Source organism: Streptomyces sp. CB01635 (assembly GCF_002803065.1).
In the GTDB taxonomy this organism is placed as follows: Bacteria; Actinomycetota; Actinomycetes; order Streptomycetales; family Streptomycetaceae; genus Streptomyces.
Map to the genome: position 1 here is coordinate 175,201 of NZ_NNBL01000004.1, position 21,708 is coordinate 196,908.

Sequence of the window (21,708 nt, forward strand, 5' to 3'; positions counted from 1 at the left end):
CGTTCCGACCGGGGCGGCGTGCACGGAACGTGGTGTCGGGGGATGGCCATGCAGGTGTTGTTCTTGATCGTGCCCGTGTTCATCGCGTCGGTGGCGATCTTCATGGCGGTGGCGCTGACGCGCCGCTCGATGCAGATGAGAAGGGCCTGGGCGAGCGGCCTGACCGCAGAGGCCCGCTGCCTGCGCGCGTTCACCTCGACGAGGCGTGACGACGACGGCTTCCGGAGCACCACGCAGCACCACGTCTACGAGTTCACGGCCGGTGACGGACGTCCCGTCAGGTTCGAGGAGGCCAACGGACCCGCGACCACCGTGCAGGGCGATGTCGTGATGGTGTACTACACCGCCGACCGCCCCGACCGTGCCACGGCGCACGCCCCGGCCCCGGTGCGGGCCGCGGCGGGCATGGTGTTCCTGCTCGGCTTCCTCGGTCTCGTCGTCGCCTTCTGCGTATTCTTCGTGGTCGTCGCCGCCGAGATGCCCTTCTGACCCGAGGCCCCCATGGATGCCGTGTTCCACATACTCTTCCCGGTCCTGATCCTCGTCCTGGTCTGGGCCGGTTACGCGATCGTCCGCAGAAGCAACCAGCGGCAGGCCGCCTGGCAGAGTGGGCTGACCGCGCGGGCGCGGGTCGTCCGGGCCTATGTGACGGTCCAGGTGGTCAACAACATCGCCCGCCGGATCCAGTGGCACGAGTACGACTTCACCACCGCCGACCGGCGCGCGATCCGGTTCAAGGAGTCCGGTGGGCCGCCGAGCCGGGCCGCCGGTGACGAGGCGGTCGTCTACTACACGGTCCAGCAGCCCGACAAGGCCACCGCGTCGGAGCCGAGTCCCGGCAAGGACGCGTTCGGCATGATCTTCGGCCTCGTCGTCATCGTCGCGACCATCGGCATACTCATCAACGTCGTGATCCAGTACGGCTGATCCGTCGCCGAGGTCTCCACTTCTGACGATGCGTCAATTATGGTGCCCGGTCATGGGTCCCATGAGGCGTACCGTCGCGGAACTCGTACAGGAGCGTTGGGGCGACCACCGCCCCGGACTGTGGTGCGAGGACCAGGTCCTCAGTCATCACGAGGTGGCTGCGGGCGCCGCCGCCCGGGCCGCGCTCCTCGCCGACCTGCTGCCCAGGGGAGCGGAGCCGCACATCGGCGTACTCCTCGACAACACCCCGGAGTTCCCGCTCTGGCTGAGCGCCGCCGCCCTCGCGGGCGCCGCCGTCGCCGGCGTCAACCCGACCCGGCGCGGCCCCGAACTCGCCCGCGACATCCTCCACACCGACTGCCGCGTCCTCGTCACCGAGCGGTCTCGTCTGCCGCTGCTCGACGGGCTCCGACTCCCGGGGGTACGCATCCTGGTGACGGACTCCGACGCTTACGGTGAGCTGCTCGCGCCGTACGAGGGAGCCAAGCCCGACCCCGCGCGCGCCACCCCCGAAACCCGCATGCTGCTCTACTTCACCTCCGGCTCCACGGGCGCGCCCAAGGCCGCGATCTGCTCGCAGGGGCGCCTTGCGGCGGCCGGGCAGTCGCTCGTCGGCCAGTTCGGCGTGCGCCCCGACGACGTCCACTACATCTGCATGCCGCTGTTCCACGGCAACGCGGTGATCGCCGACTGGGCGCCGGCCGTCGCGGCGGGTGCGGGCGTGGCGCTGCGGCGCCGGTTCTCGGCGTCCCGCTTCCTGGGCGACGTACGGGCGTACGGGGCCACGTACTTCACGTATGTCGGGCGGGCCGTGCAGTACATCCTGGCCACCGACGAGCGGCCCGACGACCGGGACAACCCGCTGCGGATGGGATTCGGCACGGAGGCGGGGGCGGTGGACGCGGCGCGGTTCGCCGAGCGGTTCGGGGTGCGGCTCGTGGAGGGGTACGGGTCGTCCGAGGGCGGCGCCGCCATCCAGCGCTCGGCGGGGACACCGGCCGGGGCGATAGGGCGGGCGACACCGGGGGACGACCTGGCCGTCGTCGACGCGGCCACCCGTCGGGAGTGCCCGCCCGCGGAGTTCGACGCGGACGGCCGTCTCCTCAACGGGGCGGCCGCGATAGGGGAGTTGGTCAACCGTGGCCGCACGCCCTTCGAGGGGTACTGGCGCAACGAGGACGCGCACGCACAGCGCGTACGGGACGGCTGGTACTGGACGGGGGATCTTTTCTACCGCGACCGCGAGGGGTTCCTGTACTTCGCGGGTCGCACCGACGACCGGCTCCGGGTCGACAGCGAGAACCTGGCGCCCGCGATGATCGAGAACATCCTCGCCCGGTACGAACACGCTGCCGCGGTCGCCGTGTACGGCGTGCCCGACCCGGTGGCCGGCGACCAGGTGATGGCGACGCTCGCCCTGCGCGGGACGGACCCGGCCGAACCCTTCGACCCGCTCGGCTTCGCCGAATTCCTGCTCTCGCAGGCCGACTTGGGGACGAAGATGGCGCCTCGCTTCGTCCGGATCGTGGGGCGGATGCCCGTCACCGCGACGAACAAGGTGCACCGGGTGGGGCTGCGCCGCGAGGGGTTCCGGTGCGCGGACCCCGTGTGGTGGCGGCCGCCGGGGGAGAGCGGGTACCGGAGCCTCACCGATGCCGACGTCACGGCGCTCTCGCAGGAGTACGCGGCACACGGGAGATCGGAGCTGCTCGACCGGTGAGGCGTGTGCACCTCGGCGCGCGCCCCTGGGGGACTGCTCAGGCGAAGGCCGCCGCGTTGCGGGCCGCCCAGTGTGCGAACGTGCCGGGCTCGCGGCCGAGCAGGGTGCGGATGTCCGGGCTCACCCGCTGCTCGGCGGGGAGCGGCGAGCCGAGGATGTCGAGCGTGCCGTCCACGACCGGCTCCGGCATGAACCGCGTCATGAAGGCGCGGGCCTCCGCGCGGCTCAGTTCGGTGAACCGCACCTCGGCGCCGATCGCCTCGCCGAGCGCCGCGGCCTGCTCGCGCGGTGACACCGCCACCGGTCCTGTCAGCTCGTAGGCCCGGCCCGCGTGACCGTCCTCGCGCAGCGCGACGGACGCGACCGCCGCGACGTCCGCCGGGTCGACGACCGGCAGCGCCACATCGGCGAAGGGGGCGGCGACGGTGCGGTCGGCGCGGATGGAGTCGGCCCACGCGAAGGCGTTCGAGGCGAAACCGCCGGGGCGCAGCAGCGTCCAGTCCAGGCCCGACTGTCGCACGGCCTCCTCGAACGCGTGCAGCCTGGCGTGCGAGACGGCGTCGGGCCGCGTCACCGCTCCCTGCGAGGAGAGCAGGACCACGCGGCGTACACCGGCCGCCTTCGCCACGTCGAGCACGGCGGCCGGCGGCTCCCCGGCCTGGTGCAGCTCCGCCCCGATCAGCAGGAACAGCGCGTCGGCCCCCTCCAGCGCGGGCCGCAGGCCGGCCGCGTCGCCGACGTCCGCCTGTACGTGGCGTACGGGCAGGTCCGGCGCGGGGCGGCGGGACACGGCGGTGACCTGCTCACCGGCGGCGGTCAGGGCGGCGACGAGCGGACGGCCGACGTTCCCGGTGGCACCCGTGACAACGATCATCTTCAACTCCCTTGAACTGAGGGGACCTTGGCGCCCCGCTCTGTTCTCGAAAGCTAGCATCCTGAGTAAAGTAGGTACCTAGAGGAAAGTGACTTTCCGGGAGGTCTTTATGAGCGGCAGTGCATGGCGGAAGGGCGGGGGGCCCGAGCAGGCCTGCCCGATCTCGCCGGTTCTCGACATCGTCTTCAGCCGCTGGACCACGCCGATCCTGTGGGCGCTCAACGAGTACGGCACCCAGCGCTTCGTGCAGCTCCAGCGCGCCATCGGCACCATCACGCCGAAGGTGCTCACGCAGCGCCTGCGGCAGATGGAGCGCGACGGACTCGTCGTGCGCACGTACTACCCGGAGGTGCCGCCGCGGGTCGAGTACGAGATCAGCGACCTGGGCCGCAGCCTCGCCCCGCTGTTCGCGACGCTGGCCGAGTGGTCGTCCGGGCATCTGCCCCTGGTCGAGGAGGCGCGGGAGAGGTTCGACGCGGGGGAGGGGGCGGGGACGGCCCCGGTCACCGGGCCGTCCCCAGCCGCTGGGCCCGCCCGGTGACCTCCCTCGCCGCCTCTCCGCGCGGCCCCTCCTACCTGCGCGGCAGCGCCCCGTGGCGCGCCGCCGGGTATCTCGCGGGAGGGGTGCTCGTCGGAGCGCCGCTCCTGGTCACCTTCGTGACGCTCGGCGTCGCGGGCGCCGTGCTCTCCCTCGTCCTCGTGGGGCTGCCGCTGCTCGCCCTGCTCTCGCTCGCCGGGGTCCCGGTCGGGGCGCTGGAGCGACGCCGACTGCGGCCCGTGACCGGGCAGGCGGCACCCAGCCCGCACCGCACACCGGCCGAGCCCGGCGCCACGGCCTGGCTGCGGCTGCGCCTCGGCGAACAGGCGACCTGGCGTGAACTCGCCTACGCCGCGCTCCTCGCGCTCGTCCTGTGGCCGCTGGACCTGCTGGTCCTGATCTGCACGATCGGCCTCGCGGGGGCGGTGGCGGCGGCGCCGGTCCAGCTGGTGAGCGCCGGGCACGACACCCGGGTCGTGAAGCTGTGGCTCATCGACTCCTACTGGCAGGCCGGCCTGTGCGCCGTCGCCGGGCTCGCCCTGCTGGCGGTGCTCCTCTACCCGCTCGGCGCCTACGCCGCCGCGCGGGCGGCGCTCGCCCGGCTGCTGCTCGCGCCCCGCGAGACGGAGGAGGAGGCGCGGCTCGCGGAGGTCACCAGGTCGCGAGCGCGCCTGGTCGCCGCGTTCGAGGCCGAGCGGCGCCGCATCGAGCGAGACCTGCACGACGGCGCCCAACAGCGCCTGGTCGCCCTCACGATGAGCCTCGGGCTCGCCCGCCTCGACGCCCCCGCGACGGGACCGCTCGCCGAGCACATCGCCACCGCGCACGAGGAGGCGGGCCAAGTGCTCGTGGAGCTGAGGGAGTTGATCCACGGAATCCACCCTCAGGTCCTCGCCGACTACGGGCTCGCGGCCGCCCTCGACGACGCCGCCGACCGCTCGGCCGTCCCCGTCGACACCCGCATCGACCTGCCCCGCCTGCCCGGACCCGTCGAATCCGCCGCCTACTTCGCGGTGTGCGAGGCCCTCGCCAACACCGCCAAGCACAGTGGCGCCGACCGTGTCGTCCTCACCGCACGCCACGAGCGCGGCCGGCTCGTCATCGACGTACAGGACGACGGGGGCGGCGGCGCCGATCCCGCGCGCGGCAGCGGGCTCACCGGCCTCGCCGACCGGCTCGCCGTCCTCGATGGCACACTGACGATCATCAGCCCGGCCGGCGGGCCGACCGCCCTGTCCCTGGAGATCCCGTGTCCAGCGCTCTGAGAGTGGTCCTCGCCGAGGACGCCGTGCTGCTCCGCGAGGGTCTCGTCGGCCTGCTCGCCCGGTTCGGGCACGAGGTGGTCGCCGCGGTCGGTGACGCGGACGCGCTGCGCGCCGCCGTCGCCGAGCACACGCCGGACCTCGTGCTCACCGACGTACGGATGCCGCCCGGCTTCCAGGACGAGGGCCTGCGCGCCGCGCTCGCCCTGCGCGCGGACCGCCCCGGCCTGCCGGTGCTGGTCCTCAGCCAGTACGTGCAGCGCTCGTACGCGGCCGAGCTCCTCGACACGGGCGACGGCACCGGCGTCGGTTATCTGCTCAAGGACCGCGTGGGCCAGGTCGAGCAGTTCGTCGAGGCGGTGGAACGGGTTGCCTCCGGCGGCACGGTGGTCGACCCCGAAGTCGTACGCCAGCTGCTGCGCCGCCGCCGCGACCCGCTGGATCGCCTCACCCCGCGGGAACGCGAGGTCCTCGCCCTGGTCGCCGAGGGCAGATCGAACGGAGCGATCGCCCGGGACCTGGTGGTGAGCGAGGCGGCCGTCGGCAAGCACATCGGCAACATCCTGGGAAAACTGGACCTGCCCCCGGCGGACGATACGGACACTCATCGCAGGGTGCTGGCTGTGCTGGCGTACTTGCGGGCTTGAGGGGCGGGGACCCGAACCTGGGGGTGTGGGTGGCAGAGCCCCCACAACGCGCGGCGCAGCCGCGCAGAAACAACGTTGGCGAGACGGTTCGCGCTTTACGCGAACACGCCTCGCCAACGACAACGTGCGCCGCCAGGGACTCGAACCCCGGACCCGCTGATGCTGTGTCTTCCCGGGGGACGACCCCCGGACCCCCAGCCGCCTTCGCTGGGTCGGGGCGGGCCGGTAAATAGTGAATGCCCCCCACTCGCGTGGAGGGCATTCACCGTGTCTGTGCGCCGCCAGGGACTCGAACCCCGGACCCGCTGATTAAGAGTCAGCTGCTCTAACCAACTGAGCTAGCGGCGCCTGCTGACTCGAAAATAATACCTGGTTCTGAGGGGTGCTCCTGACACACCCGGGCGGGTGCCTAGATCGCCAGGGAGAGCAGGACCGGGGCCGCTCCGCGGTTCAGCGTGTTTGCCGCGTGGTGCAGCCGGTGGGCGTGCTCGATGGGGAGCGAGAGGGCCAGTGCGCCCACTGAGGAGCCGGCCGTGAGCGGGACGGCGGCGCACACCGTGCCCACCGCGTACTCCTGGAGGTCGAGGACCGGCACCGTCGCGGGCTGGGCGTCGAGCTTGGAGAGCAGGACGCGCTCGTTGGTGATCGTGCGCGAGGTGAGGCGGGCCATCTTGTGGCGGGAGAGGTGGTCGCGCCGCGCGTTGAGGTCGAGCTGGCCGAGGAGGCTCTTGCCGATCGCGCTGGCGTGCGCCGCGGAGCGGAAGTCCACCCACTCGTTGACCGCGGGGGTCGTGGGGCCCTGGGCGAGCTGGGTGATGCGGATCTCGCCGTCCACGTACCGGCTGAGATAGACCGCGGCGCCCAGGGTCTCGCGCAGCCGGTCGAGGGTGTGCTGGAGGCTCGCGGTGAGCGCGTCCTCGCGGCCCTGCGTCGAGCCGAGGCTGGTCAGCGTCTCGCCCGTGACGTACGCGCCGTCGGAGGTCTGCTCCACGTACCCCTCGCGGCGGAGCATGCGCAGCAGTGGGGCGAGTCGCTCGGCGGGCAGTCCGGTCTCGTTGCTGAGCTCGGTGTCGGTGACGCCGACGCCGCGTCGTGCGACGGTTTCGAGCACACGAAGGGCGTGCTGCACCGACTGGTGCTGCGCGATCGGCTCGTGCTTCAGCGCCACGGCATCCCCCTGCAAGGACCGGTTCCGGACAGCTGGCTTCGGTCCACGATAGCTGCCAAGGGGCCTTTGTGGGGCGCCAGTTGGCGACTTTGGTGGCGCGCTCCGGGCCTGTCAGCAGGAGCGCGCCACCCTGGCATATGCCAAGGTCATGCCCCAGGTTCGGGACCTCGGGACTTAGTGGACCTCACTGATCGTGGTCACAGCACTGCGCTGAGAAATTCCCGCGTCCGCTCGTGCTCCGGATCGCTGAAGATCTTCTCCGGCGGCCCCGACTCGATGACCCGGCCGGCGTCGAACATCAGGACCTGGTCCGAGATGTCCCGGGCGAAATTCATCTCGTGGGTCACGCAGAGCATCGTGATGTCCGTGGTGTGCGCGATGTCGCGCAGCACGTCCAGGACGCCGGCGACGAGCTCCGGGTCGAGCGCGGAGGTGACCTCGTCGAGGAGCAGTACCTGCGGGCGCATCGCGAGGGCGCGGGCGATGGCGACGCGCTGCTGCTGGCCGCCGGAGAGCTGCGTCGGGTAGGCGTCGCAGCGGTCGCCGAGACCGACCATGTCGAGCAGCTCGCGGGCGCGCTGCTCCGCCTCGTCCTTGGAGAGGCCGAGCACGGTGACCGGCGCCTCCATGATGTTGCGCAGGACCTTCATGTTCGGGAAGAGGTTGAACTGCTGGAAGACCATCCCGATGTTCTTGCGGACCTCGCGGATGTGCTTCTCGCCGGCCGGGACGAGCTTGCCGGCCTTCTCCTCGTGCGTGAGGAACTCGCCGTTGACCTTGATCGTGCCCTCGTCGGGCTTGATCAGGGTCATCAGGAGCCGCAGGATCGTCGTCTTGCCGGAGCCGGACGGGCCGATCAGCGTGACGTGCTTGCCGGAGTCGACGGAGAAGTCGAGCTCGTCGAGGACGGTGTTCCCGCCGAAGCGCTTGACGACCTTGTCGAAGCGGATCAGCTCGCTGCCGTCCACCTTCGGGTTGGCCTGGTCTACGGGGAGGTTCGGGTCAGCGGACAAGACGTCGCTCCAGGGCTCGGAGGAGGAGGGAGGAGGGGTAGGCGATGACGATGAAGGCGACACCCACGACCGTGAGGGCCTCCGTGTACTGGAAGGTCTGGGCCGCTTCCAGGCGGGACCGCTGCAGCAGTTCGAGCACGCCGATCCCGGCGAGCAGCGGGGTGTCCTTCAGCATCGCGATCACGTAGTTGCCGAGCGCGGGGATCACGCGGCGGATCGCCTGCGGCAGGATCACCGCCGTCCACGTCCTGCCGTACGGCAGGCTCAGCGCCCGTGCCGCCTCCCACTGGCCGACGGGCACGGCCTCGATGCCCGCGCGGTAGACCTGCGCGGTGTACGTCGAGTAGTGCAGGCCGATGGCGACGATGCCGGTGGTCAGGGCGGAGAACTGGATGCCCCACTCCGGCAGCACGAAGTACAGGAAGAAGAGCTGCACGAGCAGCGGGGTGTTGCGGATGAACTCGGTGACGACGCCCACCGGCCAGCGCACGGAGCGCGTCGGGGCGCGGAGGGCGAGGGCCCAGACCAGGCCGACGCTGAAGGAGATCAGCGAGCCGAGGACGAGGGCCTGAAGCGTGACGAGCACGCCGTCCCAGAAGTGCGGCATGAAGTCGGCGACGGCCGACCAGTCCCAGGTGTCGGAAGCGGTAGTGATCACGCGCCGCCACCTCCCGCGCTGGTGGGAACCTGTGAGACGTCCGTCGTCTGGCGGATGTTGAGCTTGCGCATGATGCCGATTCCCGGGTCGGGGCGCTGGCCGATACCGGCCTTGGTCTTGCGCTCGAGCGCGCGCATCCCGCGCGTGAGCAGGAAGGCGATCACGAAGTAGATGACGAGGGTGATCGCGTAGATCTCGGCGCTCTCCTGGGTGGCGAGGCGCACCAGGTACGCGGCGAAGGAGACGTCACCGATGCCGAGCAGCGAGACCAGGGCGGTGCCCTTGAGGAGTTCGATCAGCAGGTTCGAGAACGGCGGGATCATCTCCGGCACGGCCTGCGGCAGCAGGATCAGCCGCATCCGCTGCCAGGGGGTGAAGCTCAGCGCGACCCCCGCTTCGCGCTGAGCGGGCGTCACCGAGTTCAGCGCGCCGCGCACCACCTCGGCGCCGTACGCGCCGTAGGACAGGCCGAGCGCCAGGACCGCGGCCCACATCGGGACCAGGGACCAGCCGGCGAGCTGCGGCAGCACGAAGAAGATCCAGAACATCAGGATCAGCGCCGACGTGCCGCGGAAGACCTCGGTGTAGAAGCCCGCGGCGAAGCGCACGATCCACAGCCTGTGGGTGCGGGCCATTCCCACACCGAAGGCGACGACGGTCGCGAGGGCCGCGCTGTACACGGCCAGCTGGATCGTGATCCAGATGCCCGGAAGGACCCAGTGTTCCCACAGTCCCGCTGTCATTTGCACAGCTCCTCTGCGGTCAGCTTCGTCATCTCGGCCTGCGTGAAACCGAACGGCCGCAGGATGCGGAAGAGTTCGCCGCTCGCCTTCATCTTGTGGATCTCCTTGTTGAAGGCGTCGCGCATCGCGGTGTCGTTCGAGCGGAACGTGAACCCGCCGCCGTCGACGTGCTTCTTGCCTCCGACCAGGGGCGCGAACGGCTCGGTGTGCTCGGCTTTGCGGCTCTTCTTCGTCACCTCACGGGTGGTGAGGGCGGTGCCGGCGAACACGTCGATGCGTCCCGCCTCCACGGCGTTCAGGCCGGCGACCTGGTCCTGGAGGATGACGATGTCGCTCTCCTTGTAGCCCGCCTCGACCGCGTAGGCGATCTCCGCGTAGCCGGTGCCCGTGCCGAACTTCGCCTTCGCCTTCACGCAGTCCGCGTAGTCGTGCAGGTCCTTCGGGTTGCCCTTGCGGACGATGAAGGAGTCGAGCATCTGGTACTCGGGGTCGGAGAAGATGACCTGCCGACAGCGCTCCTTGTTGATGTACATCCCGGCCGACACCACATCGAACTGCTGGGTCTGCAGGCCGGGTATCAGGGAGCTGAAGTCGGTGGCGACGGGCTGGACATGGCCGACACCGAGCCGTTTGAAGATGACCTTGGCGAGTTCGACTGCCTCACCGGTGAACTCGCCGTTGTCGTCGATGTAGCCGTACGGCACCTCGCCCGCGATCCCGAGACGCACCGTGCCCTGCCCCTGGAGCCGGGCGAGGGTGTCGCCGTTCGGTACGCGGCTGCACCCCGCGGCCCCGAGGGCGCCCGTCGCGCCGAGAGCGGTGGCACCGATGAGCAGAGATCGTCGACGTATGCCCTTTCTGTTGCCTTCTAGGCTTTGTGTTCCTTCTGTGACATTCCAAATAGGTGGAGCCATGGGCGCGCGGCTACCCGACTCGACACGACCTATGCGTATCAATTCAAGCCCCTGATGCGAGCGGGGCGCCCTTGACCCAGGGGGGACCATGGGGCTGAACATGGAGGGCATGGCCGACCGATACATCGAAGTCTCCCTCGCCAAGCGGGGAGTTCAGTGCACGGCAAAGCTGCTCGACGACCGCGCTCCGCTGACCTGCGCGGCGGTGTGGGACGCGCTTCCACTGGGCTCCGACGTCTACCACGCGAAATACGCGCGCAACGAGATCTACGCCCTTTTCCCGGCATTCGCGGACCGGGAACCACCCCTGGAGAACCCGACCATCACCCCCATTCCGGGGGACCTCTGCTATTTCTCCTTTTCCGGTACGGAACTGGGGACCCAGGCATATGGCTATGAATCCGGCGCCGAGCTGAAGCCCGGCGCCGTCGTCGTCGACCTCGCCCTCTTCTACGAGCGCAACAACCTGCTGATCAACGGCGACGTCGGCTGGGTCCCCGGCATCGTCTGGGGCCAGGTCGTGGAAGGCCTCGACCGGATGGCCGAGGCCTGCCAGGACCTGTGGCGCGGTGGCGCGCTGGGCGAGACGCTCGAGTTCAGGCGAGCGTAGGCGCCGGAATTCCGGCGATCCCCGCCTCGTACAGGCTGTGCGCGGCACGCAGGACCAGCGCGTCCGCGTGCCGCGCGCCCACGATCTGAAGCCCCACCGGCAGCCCGTCCGCGTCCACCCCGACCGGGACGGTCGCGGCCGGCTGCTGCGTCAGGTTGAACGGGTACGTGAACGGCGTCCACCCCGTCCAGCGCCGCAGCCCCGACCCCTTCGGCACCTCGGTCCCCGCCTCGAACGCCGTCAGCGGCAGCGTCGGCGTCACCAGCAGGTCGTACGTCGAGTGGAACCGGCCCATCCGCCGCCCGAGCTCGGCCCGCACGTCGACCGCCGCGAGATAGGCGAGCGCGCTGTACCCGGACCCCTGCGCACAGATCTCGCGCAGGCCCGGATCGAGCAGCGCGCGCTGCGCGGGCGAGAGGTTCTGTGTCACGCGTGCCGCCCCGCTGAACCACAGCGTGTGGAACGCCTCGACCGGGTCCGTGACGTCCGGATCGGCCTCCTCGACGTACGCCCCGAGCCCCGCGAGCCCCTCAACGGCCTTGCGGACCGCCGCCGCGACCGCCGGCCGCACCGCGACCTGCCCGCCGAACGACGGTGAGAACGCGACGCGCAGTCCCCGCACCCCGCCGCTCAGCCCGTCGCGGAAACCGCCCTCCACCGGGCCGAGCTGCGACCAGTCGCGCCAGTCCGCACCGGTGATCACGTCCATCATCAGCGCCGCGTCGGCCACGTCCCGCGTCATCGGCCCCACGTGCGAGAGCGTCCCGAACGCGGACGCGGGATAGAGCGGCACCCGCCCGTACGTCGGCTTCAGGCCGAAGATCCCGCAGAACGCCGCCGGGATCCGCACCGAGCCGCCGCCGTCGGTGCCCAGGGACAGCGGCCCCGCCCCGAGCGCCACCGCCGCCGCGCTGCCGCCGCTCGATCCGCCCGAGGTGCGCGAGAGGTCGTACGGATTGCGGGTCGCGCCGGACAGCGGCGAGTCCGTGACGCCCTTCCAGCCGAACTCCGGCGTCGTCGTACGGCCCACGAACACCGCGCCGTGCTCGCGCAGCCGCGCCACCGACGGCGCGTCCTCGTCCCACGCGCCCTCGGCCCGCACCGTGCGCGAACCGCGCAGCGTCGGCCCGCCGCGCATCAGCAGAATGTCCTTCACCGACACCGGGACCCCGTCCACCAGGCCCTGTGGCTCACCTCGCCGCCAGCGCTCCGCGCTCGCCTTCGCCTGCGCGAGGGCGGTCTCCGTGTCGAGCCGCACGAAGGCGTTGACCGCGGGGTCCACCTCCTCGATGCGGCGCAGGACGGCCCGCGTGGCATCGACGGGGCTGAACCCGCCCTTGCGGTAGCCGTCGACGAGCGCTTCCGCGGTCAGCTCGGTGAGGTCGGTCATCCGCTCTCCTCAGGTCGATCCGGGAGTGCCGATCCAGGACGTGATCATTCAGATCGGTCAGTGTCCGGGGACATACCCACGTTTCTTGTCGACCACGTTCGGAAGCTGCTCACCGGACGCCCATTTCTCGTAGAACTCCACGAACTGGCGCGACAGTTCGTCCCGCCAGCCGACGATGTCACCGCTCATGTGCGGGGAGACGATCAGGCCGGGCGCCGTCCACAGGGCGCTGTCCCCCGGCAGCGGCTCGTGCTCGAAGACATCGAGCGCCGCGCCCGCGATCCACCGCTTGGCCAGCGCGTCCGCGAGATCGTCCTCGACCACGAGCTGGCCGCGGCCCACGTTGATGAAGCGGGCGGACGGCTGCATCATCCCGAAGAGCCGCGCGTCGAACATGCCGCGCGTGTCGTCGGTCAGCGGCGCCGCGCACACCACCCAGTCCGCGCGGGCCGTCAGCCGCCCGAGGTCCGCCGGCCCGTGCACTCCGGCCCGCGCGGTGCGCCCGACCAGCGCCGTCGTGATCCCGAGCGCCTTCAGCGTCGCGACGATCGCCCGGCCGATCGGCCCTGAACCCACCACGCAGGCCCGGGTGCCCGCGACGCGCTGCGTCTCACGGTGGCGCCACTCGCGCTCGCCCTGGAGAGCGAGAGTACGTGGCAGGTCCTTCGCCATGGCCAGGACGAGCGCGCCCACGTACTCGGCGATCGGCTGGTCGAAGACGCCGCGCGCGTTCGTCACGACCGTGTCCGACGCGGCGAGTTCCGGGCACATCAGCCGGTCGACGCCCGCGCTCGCGGTGTGCACCCAGCGTGGGCGGGGGCCCTCGCCCGGCCAGGCGCGGCGCACCGCGTCGGACAGGAAGTCCCAGACGAGCAGCACGTCGGCCGAGGGGAGTTGAGCGGCGAGCGTCGACTCGTCGGCGTGCACGACGCGCGCCCGGCCCATGAGCCTGCCCAGGCGCGGCGGGGGGTCGTCGTCGAGCACCAGCAAAGTCACTTCAGACACGTTCGCTCCGGTCGTCGGGCCGCGCACTGGGGGGCATCGGGCCGGGAATCTGGCTGGTCGTCGAGCCGGTCATCGGGCCGGTCATCGGCAGAAACCGTTTGGCAACGAGGGTCCGCTTCATTGGTAGGAAAAAGTGCGGATTGACCACGCTGGCACCCGAACCTACCTTCGTCAACAGAGGCACTTTTCTGTTGCCCCCGCCCTGTCCCGACGTCCCGGCCCGCCGGCCGGCTCTCCGCAGCATCGTCTCGAACGTCTCAAGAGACTTGGGGCCTGTCATGGACGTCTCCTTCCTCGGCGGACCGCACCCGCAACGCGGTGTCGGTGTCGTCGCACCCTTCGACTTCGCCCTCGACCGCGAGCTGTGGCGCTGGGTTCCGGACGAGGTGTCACTGCACCTCACCCGTACCCCATTCGTGCCCGTCGAGGTCAGCCTCGACCTGGCCCGTCTGGTCAGTGAGCACGAGACCCTCGGCGAGGCGGTGCGCGCGCTGAGCGCCGCCGAACCCGAGGTTCTCGCGTACGCCTGTACGTCGGGCAGTTTCGTCGGCGGCATCGCGGGCGAACGCGCCATGTGCGAGGCGATGTTCCGGTCGGGCGAACGCCCCTCCGTCACCACGTCGGGCGCGCTCCTCGAAGCGCTCACCGAGCTGGGCGCCCGCCGGATCGCCCTGGTCACCCCGTACACGAGGTCGGTGACCGAGTCGCTCGAGGAGTATCTGGCCGAGGCCGGCATCACCGTCACGGGCCGCGCCTTCCTCGGCCTGACCCGGCACATCTGGAAGGTGCCGTACCGGGACGTGGCCGACATGGCCAGGGGCGCCGCCCGCCAGGACGCCGACGCGCTGTTCATCAGCTGCACGAACCTGCCGACGTACGACGTCATCCCGCAGCTGGAGGCCGAGCTGCGGATCCCGGTGATCTCAGCCAATCAGGTCACGGTATGGGCAGCGCTGCGCAGGCTGGGTACCCGTGCCGTGGGGCCGTATCAGGCGCTGCTCGACGAGTCGGCGCGGCACTGGCCGGCCCGCGAGTTGCCGCAGCTGCCGCAGGAACCGGCCGGTGAGCTGCCGGAAGAACAGGAAGGGTGGGCATGACCGCAGTCGGATTTCTCTACCCGGGACACTCGGCCGAGGACGACTATCCGCGAATCGAAATGCTGATCGACAGCGATGTGAGGCTGTCGGTCGTCCACACGGACATCGGTGAGGACGCGCACCGCGTCGACGCGCTGATCGAGATGGGCTCCCCGCAGCGGCTCGCCGCCGGTGTCGAGGAGCTGCGCCTGGCCGGCGCCGAGGCGGTCGTCTGGGCGTGCACCAGCGGCAGCTTCGTCCGGGGCTGGGAGGGCGCGCACGAACAGGTGCGGGACCTGGCCAGGGCCGCGGGCCTGCCCGCCTCCAGTACGTCGTTCGCGTTCGCCCACGCCGTACCGGAGGTCGGCGCGCGCAGCGTCGCGATCGCGGCGACGTACCCGGAGGACGTGGCGGAGCACTTCCGTACGTTCCTGAAGGCGGGCGGCATCGAGGTCGTCTCGGTGCGCGGCAGCGGCATCATCACGGCGGCCGAGGTCGGCACCTGGGGGTGGCCCGAGGTCAGGGCGATGGCCGTGGCGGGCGATCACCAGGACGCGCAGGCGCTGCTCCTGCCGGACACGGCCCTGCACACGGCGGCCTACGTCCGTGACCTGGAGCAGGAGCTGGGCAAGCCGGTCCTGACGGCCAACCAGGTCACCGTGTGGGAGGCGCTGCGGCTCGCGGGGCGGCGGGTGAACGCGCCGGCGCTCGGCGCGCTCTTCACGAAGGAGCCGCTGGTGCAGGTCTGATGCTTGTCCAGCGTCCGGATCAAGGTGTCCGGAATAAACCGGAGCCATCCTCCGTTAAGTCCGGGCGCAGACAGCACCGTACTTACAGGAGGACTCAGTGGCCGGAAACGACGAGATCCGGGCAACCGCCCAGGGCGCCGCCCCCGTGCCCCTTTCGGTCCTCGATCTGGTGACCGTCGGCGCCGGACGCACCGCCACCGACGCCCTCCGCACCAGCGTGAAGATCGCCAAGCTGGCCGAGAACCGCGGCTTCAACCGCTACTGGGTCGCAGAACACCACTCCATGCCCGGAGTGGCGTCCTCGTCCCCGGCCGTGATCCTGGCCCATCTCGCCGCCCACACCGAGCGCATCCGCCTCGGTTCGGGCGGCGTCATGCTGCCCAACCACGCGCCCCTGGTCATCGCCGAGCAGTTCGGCACCCTGGAGGCGATGGCCCCGGGCCGTATCGACCTCGGCCTCGGCCGCGCCCCCGGCACCGACGGCGCGACGGCCGCCGCCCTGCGCCGCACGGACCGGCTCAACGAGGGCGCCGACGACTTCCCCCAGCAGCTCGCCGAGCTGACCCGCTTCCTCGACGACGACTTCCCGGACGGCCATCCCTACGCCCGCATCCACGCGGTCCCGGGCCCGGTCCAGGCGACGTCCCCCGGCGGCGTGCAGTCCCCGCACCGCCCGCCCATCTGGCTGCTCGGCTCCTCCGGCTTCAGCGCCCGCCTCGCCGGCGTCCTCGGCCTGCCCTTCGCGTTCGCGCACCACTTCTCCGCGCAGAACACGGTCCCGGCCCTCGACCTCTACCGCGAGTCCTTCAAGCCGTCGGCGGTCCTGTCCTCCCCGTACGCCCTCATCGGCGTCTCCGCGCTGGCCGCGGACGAGGAGAAGGAGGCCCGCCGCCAGGTTCTCGCGGCCGCCCTCAACATGGTCCGCCTGCGCACCGGCCGCCCCGGCCTCGTACCGACCCCCGAGGAGGCCGAGCGTTACGAATTCAGCCCGATGGAGCGGGAGTTCGTCGACAGCTGGAACTCGAACGTCATCCACGGCACCGCCGACGAGGTCCGCGCCGGCCTCGACGACCTGCAGAAGCGCACCGGAGCCGACGAGCTGATGCTCACCGCCAACGCCCACACCGCCGAGATCCGCCTGCGTTCGTACGAACTCGTCGCCGACGCGTACGGGCTGCCGCAGGCCTGACCCGGCCGACCGGGGTGCCGCCTCGCACGGGGGGAGGCGGCACCCCGCGTTCTTTCCCGACCCGTCGGGAAGGCGTCAGGAAGCCGTCAGCAGCGCGGAGATACGATCCGGCGCCACCGGGCGCGAGTACAGCCAGCCCTGGCCCGTGTCACATCCGATCTGGCGCAGGCGCGCCGCCTGCGCCGCCGTCTCCACGCACTCGGCGGTGACCGTGAGGCCGAGCCGGTGCGCGAGCTGCACCATGGCCTCGACGATCACGGCGTCCGCGGGGGTCGCGTGCTCGCCCCCTTCGTCGTACTGGAATCCGCGCACGAACGAGCCGTCCAGCTTCAGGACCGACACCGGGAGCCTGCTCAGGTACGCGAGGTTCGAGTAGCCGGTGCCGAAGTCGTCGATGGCGATGTGCACGCCCATGTCGCTGAGCGACTGCAGGGTCTGGAGGGGGCGGCCCGCCGAGCCCATCACCGCGGACTCGGTCAGCTCCAACTGCAGGAGTTCCGGGGCGAGTCCGGTCTCCGCGAGGACCTCGGCGACATCCGCCACCAGGTCCGAGTCCCACACCTGACGCACCGCCACGTTCACGCTCACATAGACCGGCGGAGTCCGGGGGTGCTCCAGCTGCCAGCTGCGCGCCTGCCGGCACGCCGTACGCAGGACCCACCGGCCCAGCGGCACGATCGAGCCGTCCTCCTCGGCCAGTCCGATGAACCGATTCGGCGTGAGCATCCCGAACTGGGGGTGATCCCAGCGCACGAGCGCCTCGACGCCGCGCAGCACCCCGTCGCCCAGATTCACCAGCGGCTGGTACTCGAGGACGAACTCGCCGCGCTCCACCGCGGGGCGCAGGCTCGACGACAGGGCCTGTCGGGTCATCCGGTGCGCGTTGCGCTCCGGGTCGAAGAGCGTCCAGCGCGCCTTGCCGTCGGCCTTCGCCCAGTACAGCGTGGTGTCCGCGGCCTGCATCAGGCCCGTCGCCGTAGTGCCCTTCATGTGCCGCTCCACGACCCCGATCGAGGCCGACACGGCGAGCCGCTGCCCCGACAGGTCGAACGGTTCCTGGACCGCCCGGAGCACCGATTCGGCGAGCGCCGAGAGCTCTTCCGTGCCGGCCGAGTCCTCGACGAGCAGCGCGAACTCGTCGCCGCCGAGCCGCGCGACCAGCGGGGCCGCCGCCCCACGGCCGTAGCCGATCCGGTCGGCGCAGCGCGTGAGGCGCTCGGCCACGGCGGCGAGCAGCCGGTCCCCGACGCCGTGCCCGAGCGAGTCGTTGACCGCCTTGAACCCGTCGAGGTCGAGGTAACACAGCCCGATCCGTCCACTGCCCGCCCCGTCGTACGCGCCCGCCTCCAGCGCGGCGGAGAGCCGCTCGAAGAACAGCGTGCGGTTCGGCAGCCGGGTCACCGGGTCGTGCATCTGCAAGTGCCGCAGCCGCGCCTGGAGTTCACGGCGGGCGCTGATGTCGGTGAGGGAGAGCAGCACCGTACGGCCGCCCGGCACCGGCGAGACGGTGACCTGGACCCACACGGAGTGTCCGTCGGGGTGCTTGATCCTGCGGGTGCACGTCAGCCGCGCCTGCCGCCCGCGCAGCACCTCGCGGTACGTGTGCCAGGTGCGGGAGTCGGACGCCAGGTCCACGAGCTCCGCCGCCGTGTGCCCGGTGAGCCCGCCGGGGTCCTCCACGCCGAGCATCGCGGCGAGCGCGGCGTTGGCGGTGATCACCTGGCCCTGGCGGTCCACGACGGCCAGGGCGAGGGGTGCGGCGAGGAAGGCCGAGAGGTAGGGGGCGGGCGGGGACGCCGGCGGGGGAGGGGGTGCGGTGCCGAGCGCCTCGTGGGCCCGGGCGTCCTGGCCCGCGAGTACGGAGTCGGGGGTGGAGGCGTGCGAGGGCGCCGCCACCGCTGCGGAACTCTCCGTGACGGCGCGGCGGGTGGAGTCGGGCGCCGCGTCGGCCGCGGTCGTCGGCCCTTCGGACATTCCGCTCACCGCTCGCTCCTGCAGTGCAGTCGTTCCGGGGGTCCGGGAGGGTTGCTCCCGGGTCATCACAGCCTGGGTGGCGAACGGCCTTCGCAGCCGGGCCCGCGCAGGAAAGTGTGCCGATCATAGAGGCAGCCCCGAGGCGCGAGCCAGCCTTGCCCGCCCGATCCGCCGGTTCGGCGGCATCCCGGGGTAGCCGGCAGATCGTTTCTGCTCGTGCCCGGCACAGCTTCTGGCCTCCCGCGATCGCGCGTGACGTTCTGTGACCGCCCGGGGTGTCGCCCCCTCACCCGACCGGGCCAGATAAACAGGGCGTAGTACTACAAATCCCCACACTCTGGGTTGGGTGTCCCGCTTTCCCGATCCGGAGGTCGACTTGCCGCGTCCGCTGCCACCCGGGGGAGTGGAGAGACCGCGCCTGCGCTCCGTCGGTGCGGCTCTCACCGCGCTCACCGCCATGGCCGCCACGTCCCTGGTCGCGGGTCCCGCGATTTCCGCCCCGTACGCGGGTCCCTGCTCGCTGGAGCGCACGGCGGCCCACCACTCGGAGGGCCTCGACACCTGGAACCGCGCCTATCCGCGCCCGGTCAGGACCCTCAACGCGGTGATGGTCTTCCTGTCCTTCCCCGACGCCCGGCCGACGACGACCCCCAAGGAACTCACGGCCGACTACTTCCCCGCCACCAGCGACTTCTACGACCGGGCCTCCTACGGGAAGTTCCACCTGGTCCCGCACCCGCAGCGCCGCTGGCTCCGCATGCCGCACAGCTCGACCTCGTACGCCATAGAGCGCGACTGGGACGCCGCGCACCGCGGTGCCTATCTGCGCGACGCCCTTCACACGGCCGACCGGCACACCGACTTCAGGAAGTTCGACGTCGTCTACTTCGTCGCCGACCCCGACGCGCCTGGCGTCGACTCGGACGCCACGAAGGTCGTCAACTTCGACAAGCCGATGCGGGCCGACGGTACGGACATCAAGCGCATCGTCACCGTCTTCGAGCAGCATCCGCCCGACCGCAACGTCCTCGCCCACGAGACGGGCCACGTCTTCGACCTGCCGGACCTCTACCATCGGCCGACCGACGGCAAGGGTGACTGGGACACGTATGTCGGTGACTGGGACGTCATGGGCAGTCAGTTCGGGCTCGCGCCCGACTTTCTCGGCTGGCACAAGTGGAAGCTGGGGTGGCTGGACCGGCGGCAGGTGGTGTGCGTGACCAGCAGTCGACGGGTCACCCTCGAACCCCTGGCGTCCGCGCCCGCGCGGCCGGGCGCGGCGCCCGGAACCAACGGGGCGCCGTTCGGCTCGGGCTACGGGACGAAGCTGGCCGTCGTGCGCACCGGGGAGGACAGCGCGATCGCCCTGGAGGCCCGCGACGCCGACGGCAACGACGCGGCGACGTGCTCCGAGGGCATCCTCGTCTACCGGGTGCGCAGCGAGACCGCCTCCGGCCACGGCCCGGTCGAGGTGCTCGACGCACACCCCGACACGGATGCGTGCTTCGGCGACTCGGTGTACCCGGCGCTCGCGGACGCACCGGTACGGGTGGGCGAGAGCTACAGGGTGCCGGGCGAAAACGTACGGATCAAGGTCGAGGGGCGTACGCGGTCGGGGGCTTGGACGGTGAAGGTGGGTGTGGGCAAGGGCTGAACGCCTTCCGGGAAGGCGTCGGCATACGCAAGAAGCCCCTCGCTCTCGCGAGGGCATTCGCTGTGTCTGTGCGCCGTGGGGGACTCGAACCCCGGACCCGCTGATGCTGTGTCTTCCCGGGGGATGACCCCCGGACCCCCAGCCGCCTTTGCTGGGTCGGGGTCGGCCCGCAAATAGCGAATGCCCCCCACTCGCGTGGAGGGCATTCGCTGTGTCTGTGCGCCGCCAGGGACTCGAACCCCGGACCCGCTGATGCTGTGTCTTCCCGGGGGGCGACCCCCGGACCCCCAGCCGCCTTTGCCGAGTCGGGGTCAGCCCGCAAATAGCGAATGCCCCCCACTCGCGTGGAGGGCATTCACCGTGTCTGTGCGCCGCCAGGGACTCGAACCCCGGACCCGCTGATTAAGAGTCAGCTGCTCTAACCAACTGAGCTAGCGGCGCCTGCTGACGTCGTAGACCTTAGCATCCTGATCCGGGCCAGGAAAAATCGATATCCGCACTGAAGGTTTGGTGCTCGCGCGGGCCGCGCGGACGCAGGCCCAGAGCAGTACCTCGGGTCCCGGCAGCCATGGGTGGAGGGTGTCGGGGGCGACCACCCAGCGCGAGTCGGCGCGTGGTCCCCCGGCGTGGTCGGCGCCCCCGGCCGGCGGCGGGACGGTCACCGCGTCGCCGCTTCCGTGGCACAGCAGCGGCGGCACCGCCGGGCCCCACTCCTCCCACTCCAGGAGCGAGGGCAGCCGGTGAGCGGTGCCGGGGGCCGCGAACAGGAGCATGCGCCCGCGGTGCGCGGCGACCGGGCCGGAGCCGGGGCCGTCCTCCCAGAGCGCGTCCAGCATCCGGCGCCCGAACATCGACGGCACGTTCACCACGTCGAAGGCGGTACCGCAGGGCAGCACCACAGGGGCGTCCGGCCGGGACTCCCATAACGCGAGGGTGCTGCGCGGATACGTTCCCGCCGAGGCGAGCCACGCGGCGCCCTCCCGGGTGGCGCCCGCGATGTCGAATCGGTCGGACCGGGTCAGCCGGCCGGCGCTGTTCTGGGAGTGTGTGGCGCTCATGACACTTACATCTACCGGGCGTGAGCGCGCGACTTCCCAGGGTTGCCGGAAATAGGGACAGGAGGGGGCGGGGTGGAGTATCTTGCCCCACGGCATATGCCAAAGGATCTTTACGGGTGCGGTTGCATTGCCACCGCCTTCCGCTACGGCCGGTTCTCGGCCGGCCCGCGCATCAGGTCGCGGCCGAACTCGACCATCTTCTTCGCGTAGTCCTCGGTCCACTGCGCCCGCTCGGCGATCGCCGCGGGCGTCAGCCGGTCGAAGCGGCGCGGGTCGGCGAGCTGGGCCGCCGCCAGGGCCTGGAACTCCACGGACCGGTCGGTCGCGGCGCGGAACGCAAGCGCCAGCTCCGTCGCGCGGGCGAGCAGCTCGCGCGGGTCCTCGATCGCCTCCAGGCCGAAGAAGTGCTCCGGGTCCGCGGCGGCCTCGGCCGGCTCGAAGAGCAGCGGGGCCGGACGCATCCGCCTCTCGGTACGGGCCCGCTCGGGCTCGGCCATGATGTTCCTCCTCGTACGGTGTCCAGCCCCACGTCGCCGCCG

General features: G+C 71.3%; 23 protein-coding genes and 2 tRNA genes. 11 read left to right on the top strand and 14 right to left on the bottom strand.

Annotation, left to right across the window (positions count from 1 at the left end; all coding sequences use genetic code 11):
• The first annotated feature begins 42 nt into the window (after positions 1–42).
• The 3 genes from CG723_RS15815 to CG723_RS15825 are packed head-to-tail and all read left to right on the top strand — an operon-like array spanning position 43 to position 2,647.
• Entirely contained in the window at positions 43–489 is a 447-nt protein-coding gene (locus tag CG723_RS15815) for a DUF3592 domain-containing protein (protein ID WP_324903285.1), read from the top strand.
• Between the two features lie 12 nt (positions 490–501).
• On the top strand, positions 502–927 hold the full coding sequence (locus CG723_RS15820; protein ID WP_100594045.1) for a DUF3592 domain-containing protein: 426 nt from the start codon (positions 502–504) through the stop codon (positions 925–927).
• A 52-nt stretch (positions 928–979) separates the two neighbouring features.
• On the top strand, positions 980–2,647 hold the full coding sequence (locus tag CG723_RS15825; protein WP_100594046.1) for a long-chain-fatty-acid--CoA ligase: 1,668 nt from the start codon (positions 980–982) through the stop codon (positions 2,645–2,647).
• 37 nt (positions 2,648–2,684) lie between these two features.
• Here CG723_RS15825 and CG723_RS15830 read toward each other — a convergent pair whose 3' ends face one another.
• The gene (locus tag CG723_RS15830) at positions 2,685–3,521 is read right to left on the bottom strand and encodes an NAD(P)H-binding protein (RefSeq protein ID WP_100594047.1); all 837 of its coding nucleotides are present in this window, start codon (positions 3,519–3,521) and stop codon (positions 2,685–2,687) included.
• Between the two features lie 109 nt (positions 3,522–3,630).
• Here CG723_RS15830 and CG723_RS15835 point away from each other — a divergent pair, with 109 nt between their 5' ends.
• The 3 genes from CG723_RS15835 to CG723_RS15845 are packed head-to-tail and all read left to right on the top strand — an operon-like array spanning position 3,631 to position 5,968.
• Entirely contained in the window at positions 3,631–4,062 is a 432-nt protein-coding gene (locus tag CG723_RS15835; protein ID WP_100594048.1) for a winged helix-turn-helix transcriptional regulator, read from the top strand.
• Positions 4,059–5,324 carry a sensor histidine kinase gene (locus tag CG723_RS15840; protein ID WP_100594049.1) on the top strand — a complete coding sequence of 422 codons (1,266 nt, stop codon included), beginning with the start codon at positions 4,059–4,061 and terminating at the stop codon, positions 5,322–5,324. The genes CG723_RS15835 and CG723_RS15840 overlap by 4 nt, the downstream gene beginning before the upstream one ends.
• Positions 5,309–5,968 carry a response regulator gene (locus CG723_RS15845; protein ID WP_100594050.1) on the top strand — a complete coding sequence of 220 codons (660 nt, stop codon included), beginning with the start codon at positions 5,309–5,311 and terminating at the stop codon, positions 5,966–5,968. Before CG723_RS15840 ends, CG723_RS15845 begins: the two co-directional genes overlap by 16 nt.
• Before the next feature lie 274 nt (positions 5,969–6,242).
• Here the strand turns inward: CG723_RS15845 and CG723_RS15850 are convergent.
• The 6 genes from CG723_RS15850 to ehuB form a co-directional block, all read right to left on the bottom strand.
• A tRNA-Lys gene (locus CG723_RS15850) sits at positions 6,243–6,316 on the bottom strand.
• Between the two features lie 61 nt (positions 6,317–6,377).
• A complete protein-coding gene (locus CG723_RS15855) occupies positions 6,378–7,136 on the bottom strand; it encodes an IclR family transcriptional regulator (protein WP_100594051.1) in 759 nt (252 codons plus the stop codon).
• 197 nt (positions 7,137–7,333) lie between these two features.
• Complete coding sequence (gene ehuA / locus CG723_RS15860) at positions 7,334–8,104, bottom strand: ectoine/hydroxyectoine ABC transporter ATP-binding protein EhuA (protein WP_199841799.1); 771 nt, start codon at positions 8,102–8,104, stop codon at positions 7,334–7,336.
• Positions 8,105–8,138: 34 nt separating this feature from the next.
• Positions 8,139–8,756, bottom strand: a complete 618-nt coding sequence (ehuD, locus tag CG723_RS15865; RefSeq protein WP_234374352.1) for an ectoine/hydroxyectoine ABC transporter permease subunit EhuD — start codon at positions 8,754–8,756, stop codon at positions 8,139–8,141.
• Positions 8,757–8,803: 47 nt separating this feature from the next.
• Positions 8,804–9,550 carry an ectoine/hydroxyectoine ABC transporter permease subunit EhuC gene (gene ehuC / locus CG723_RS15870; RefSeq protein ID WP_100594053.1) on the bottom strand — a complete coding sequence of 249 codons (747 nt, stop codon included), beginning with the start codon at positions 9,548–9,550 and terminating at the stop codon, positions 8,804–8,806.
• On the bottom strand, positions 9,547–10,464 hold the full coding sequence (gene ehuB, locus CG723_RS15875) for an ectoine/hydroxyectoine ABC transporter substrate-binding protein EhuB (RefSeq protein WP_100594054.1): 918 nt from the start codon (positions 10,462–10,464) through the stop codon (positions 9,547–9,549). Before ehuB ends, ehuC begins: the two co-directional genes overlap by 4 nt.
• Before the next feature lie 109 nt (positions 10,465–10,573).
• On the opposite strand from ehuB, the gene CG723_RS15880 reads away from it, so the two are divergent.
• Entirely contained in the window at positions 10,574–11,074 is a 501-nt protein-coding gene (locus tag CG723_RS15880; RefSeq protein ID WP_199841800.1) for a DUF3830 family protein, read from the top strand.
• On the opposite strand, the gene CG723_RS15885 is transcribed toward CG723_RS15880, so the two are convergent.
• From CG723_RS15885 to CG723_RS46210, 3 genes are read right to left on the bottom strand one after another with little or no spacing between them, the layout of a single operon-like run.
• A complete protein-coding gene (locus tag CG723_RS15885; protein WP_100594055.1) occupies positions 11,061–12,464 on the bottom strand; it encodes an amidase in 1,404 nt (467 codons plus the stop codon). The two genes, CG723_RS15880 and CG723_RS15885, sit on opposite strands and share 14 nt — an antisense overlap.
• A gap of 57 nt (positions 12,465–12,521) precedes the next feature.
• A complete protein-coding gene (locus tag CG723_RS15890) occupies positions 12,522–13,409 on the bottom strand; it encodes a D-2-hydroxyacid dehydrogenase (protein WP_100594305.1) in 888 nt (295 codons plus the stop codon).
• A gap of 52 nt (positions 13,410–13,461) precedes the next feature.
• Positions 13,462–13,749, bottom strand: a complete 288-nt coding sequence (locus CG723_RS46210) for a hypothetical protein (protein ID WP_159032465.1) — start codon at positions 13,747–13,749, stop codon at positions 13,462–13,464.
• On the opposite strand from CG723_RS46210, the gene CG723_RS15895 reads away from it, so the two are divergent.
• The 3 genes from CG723_RS15895 to CG723_RS15905 all read left to right on the top strand — a co-directional run bounded on the left by CG723_RS15895 (position 13,748) and on the right by CG723_RS15905 (position 16,483).
• On the top strand, positions 13,748–14,566 hold the full coding sequence (locus tag CG723_RS15895) for a maleate cis-trans isomerase family protein (RefSeq protein WP_100594056.1): 819 nt from the start codon (positions 13,748–13,750) through the stop codon (positions 14,564–14,566). The two genes, CG723_RS46210 and CG723_RS15895, sit on opposite strands and share 2 nt — an antisense overlap.
• Positions 14,563–15,294 (top strand): maleate cis-trans isomerase family protein, encoded by a 732-nt coding sequence (locus CG723_RS15900; RefSeq protein ID WP_100594057.1) that lies wholly within the window; start codon positions 14,563–14,565, stop codon positions 15,292–15,294. Before CG723_RS15895 ends, CG723_RS15900 begins: the two co-directional genes overlap by 4 nt.
• 97 nt (positions 15,295–15,391) lie before the next feature.
• Complete coding sequence (locus CG723_RS15905) at positions 15,392–16,483, top strand: LLM class flavin-dependent oxidoreductase (protein WP_100594058.1); 1,092 nt, start codon at positions 15,392–15,394, stop codon at positions 16,481–16,483.
• 75 nt (positions 16,484–16,558) lie between these two features.
• Here the strand turns inward: CG723_RS15905 and CG723_RS15910 are convergent, their stop codons facing one another.
• On the bottom strand, positions 16,559–18,466 hold the full coding sequence (locus tag CG723_RS15910; RefSeq protein ID WP_442802560.1) for a putative bifunctional diguanylate cyclase/phosphodiesterase: 1,908 nt from the start codon (positions 18,464–18,466) through the stop codon (positions 16,559–16,561).
• 337 nt (positions 18,467–18,803) lie between these two features.
• Here CG723_RS15910 and CG723_RS15915 point away from each other — a divergent pair, with 337 nt between their 5' ends.
• On the top strand, positions 18,804–20,111 hold the full coding sequence (locus CG723_RS15915) for a M6 family metalloprotease domain-containing protein (protein ID WP_100594060.1): 1,308 nt from the start codon (positions 18,804–18,806) through the stop codon (positions 20,109–20,111).
• A 367-nt stretch (positions 20,112–20,478) separates the two neighbouring features.
• Here CG723_RS15915 and CG723_RS15920 read toward each other — a convergent pair.
• The 3 genes from CG723_RS15920 to CG723_RS15930 form a co-directional block, all read right to left on the bottom strand.
• A tRNA-Lys gene (locus CG723_RS15920) sits at positions 20,479–20,552 on the bottom strand.
• Positions 20,543–21,169: a bifunctional DNA primase/polymerase gene (locus tag CG723_RS15925; protein WP_107489201.1), complete on the bottom strand. Its 627-nt coding sequence runs from the start codon at positions 21,167–21,169 to the stop codon at positions 20,543–20,545. Before CG723_RS15925 ends, CG723_RS15920 begins: the two co-directional genes overlap by 10 nt.
• 143 nt (positions 21,170–21,312) lie before the next feature.
• On the bottom strand, positions 21,313–21,666 hold the full coding sequence (locus CG723_RS15930; protein WP_100594061.1) for a hypothetical protein: 354 nt from the start codon (positions 21,664–21,666) through the stop codon (positions 21,313–21,315).
• Positions 21,667–21,708 lie beyond the last annotated feature (42 nt).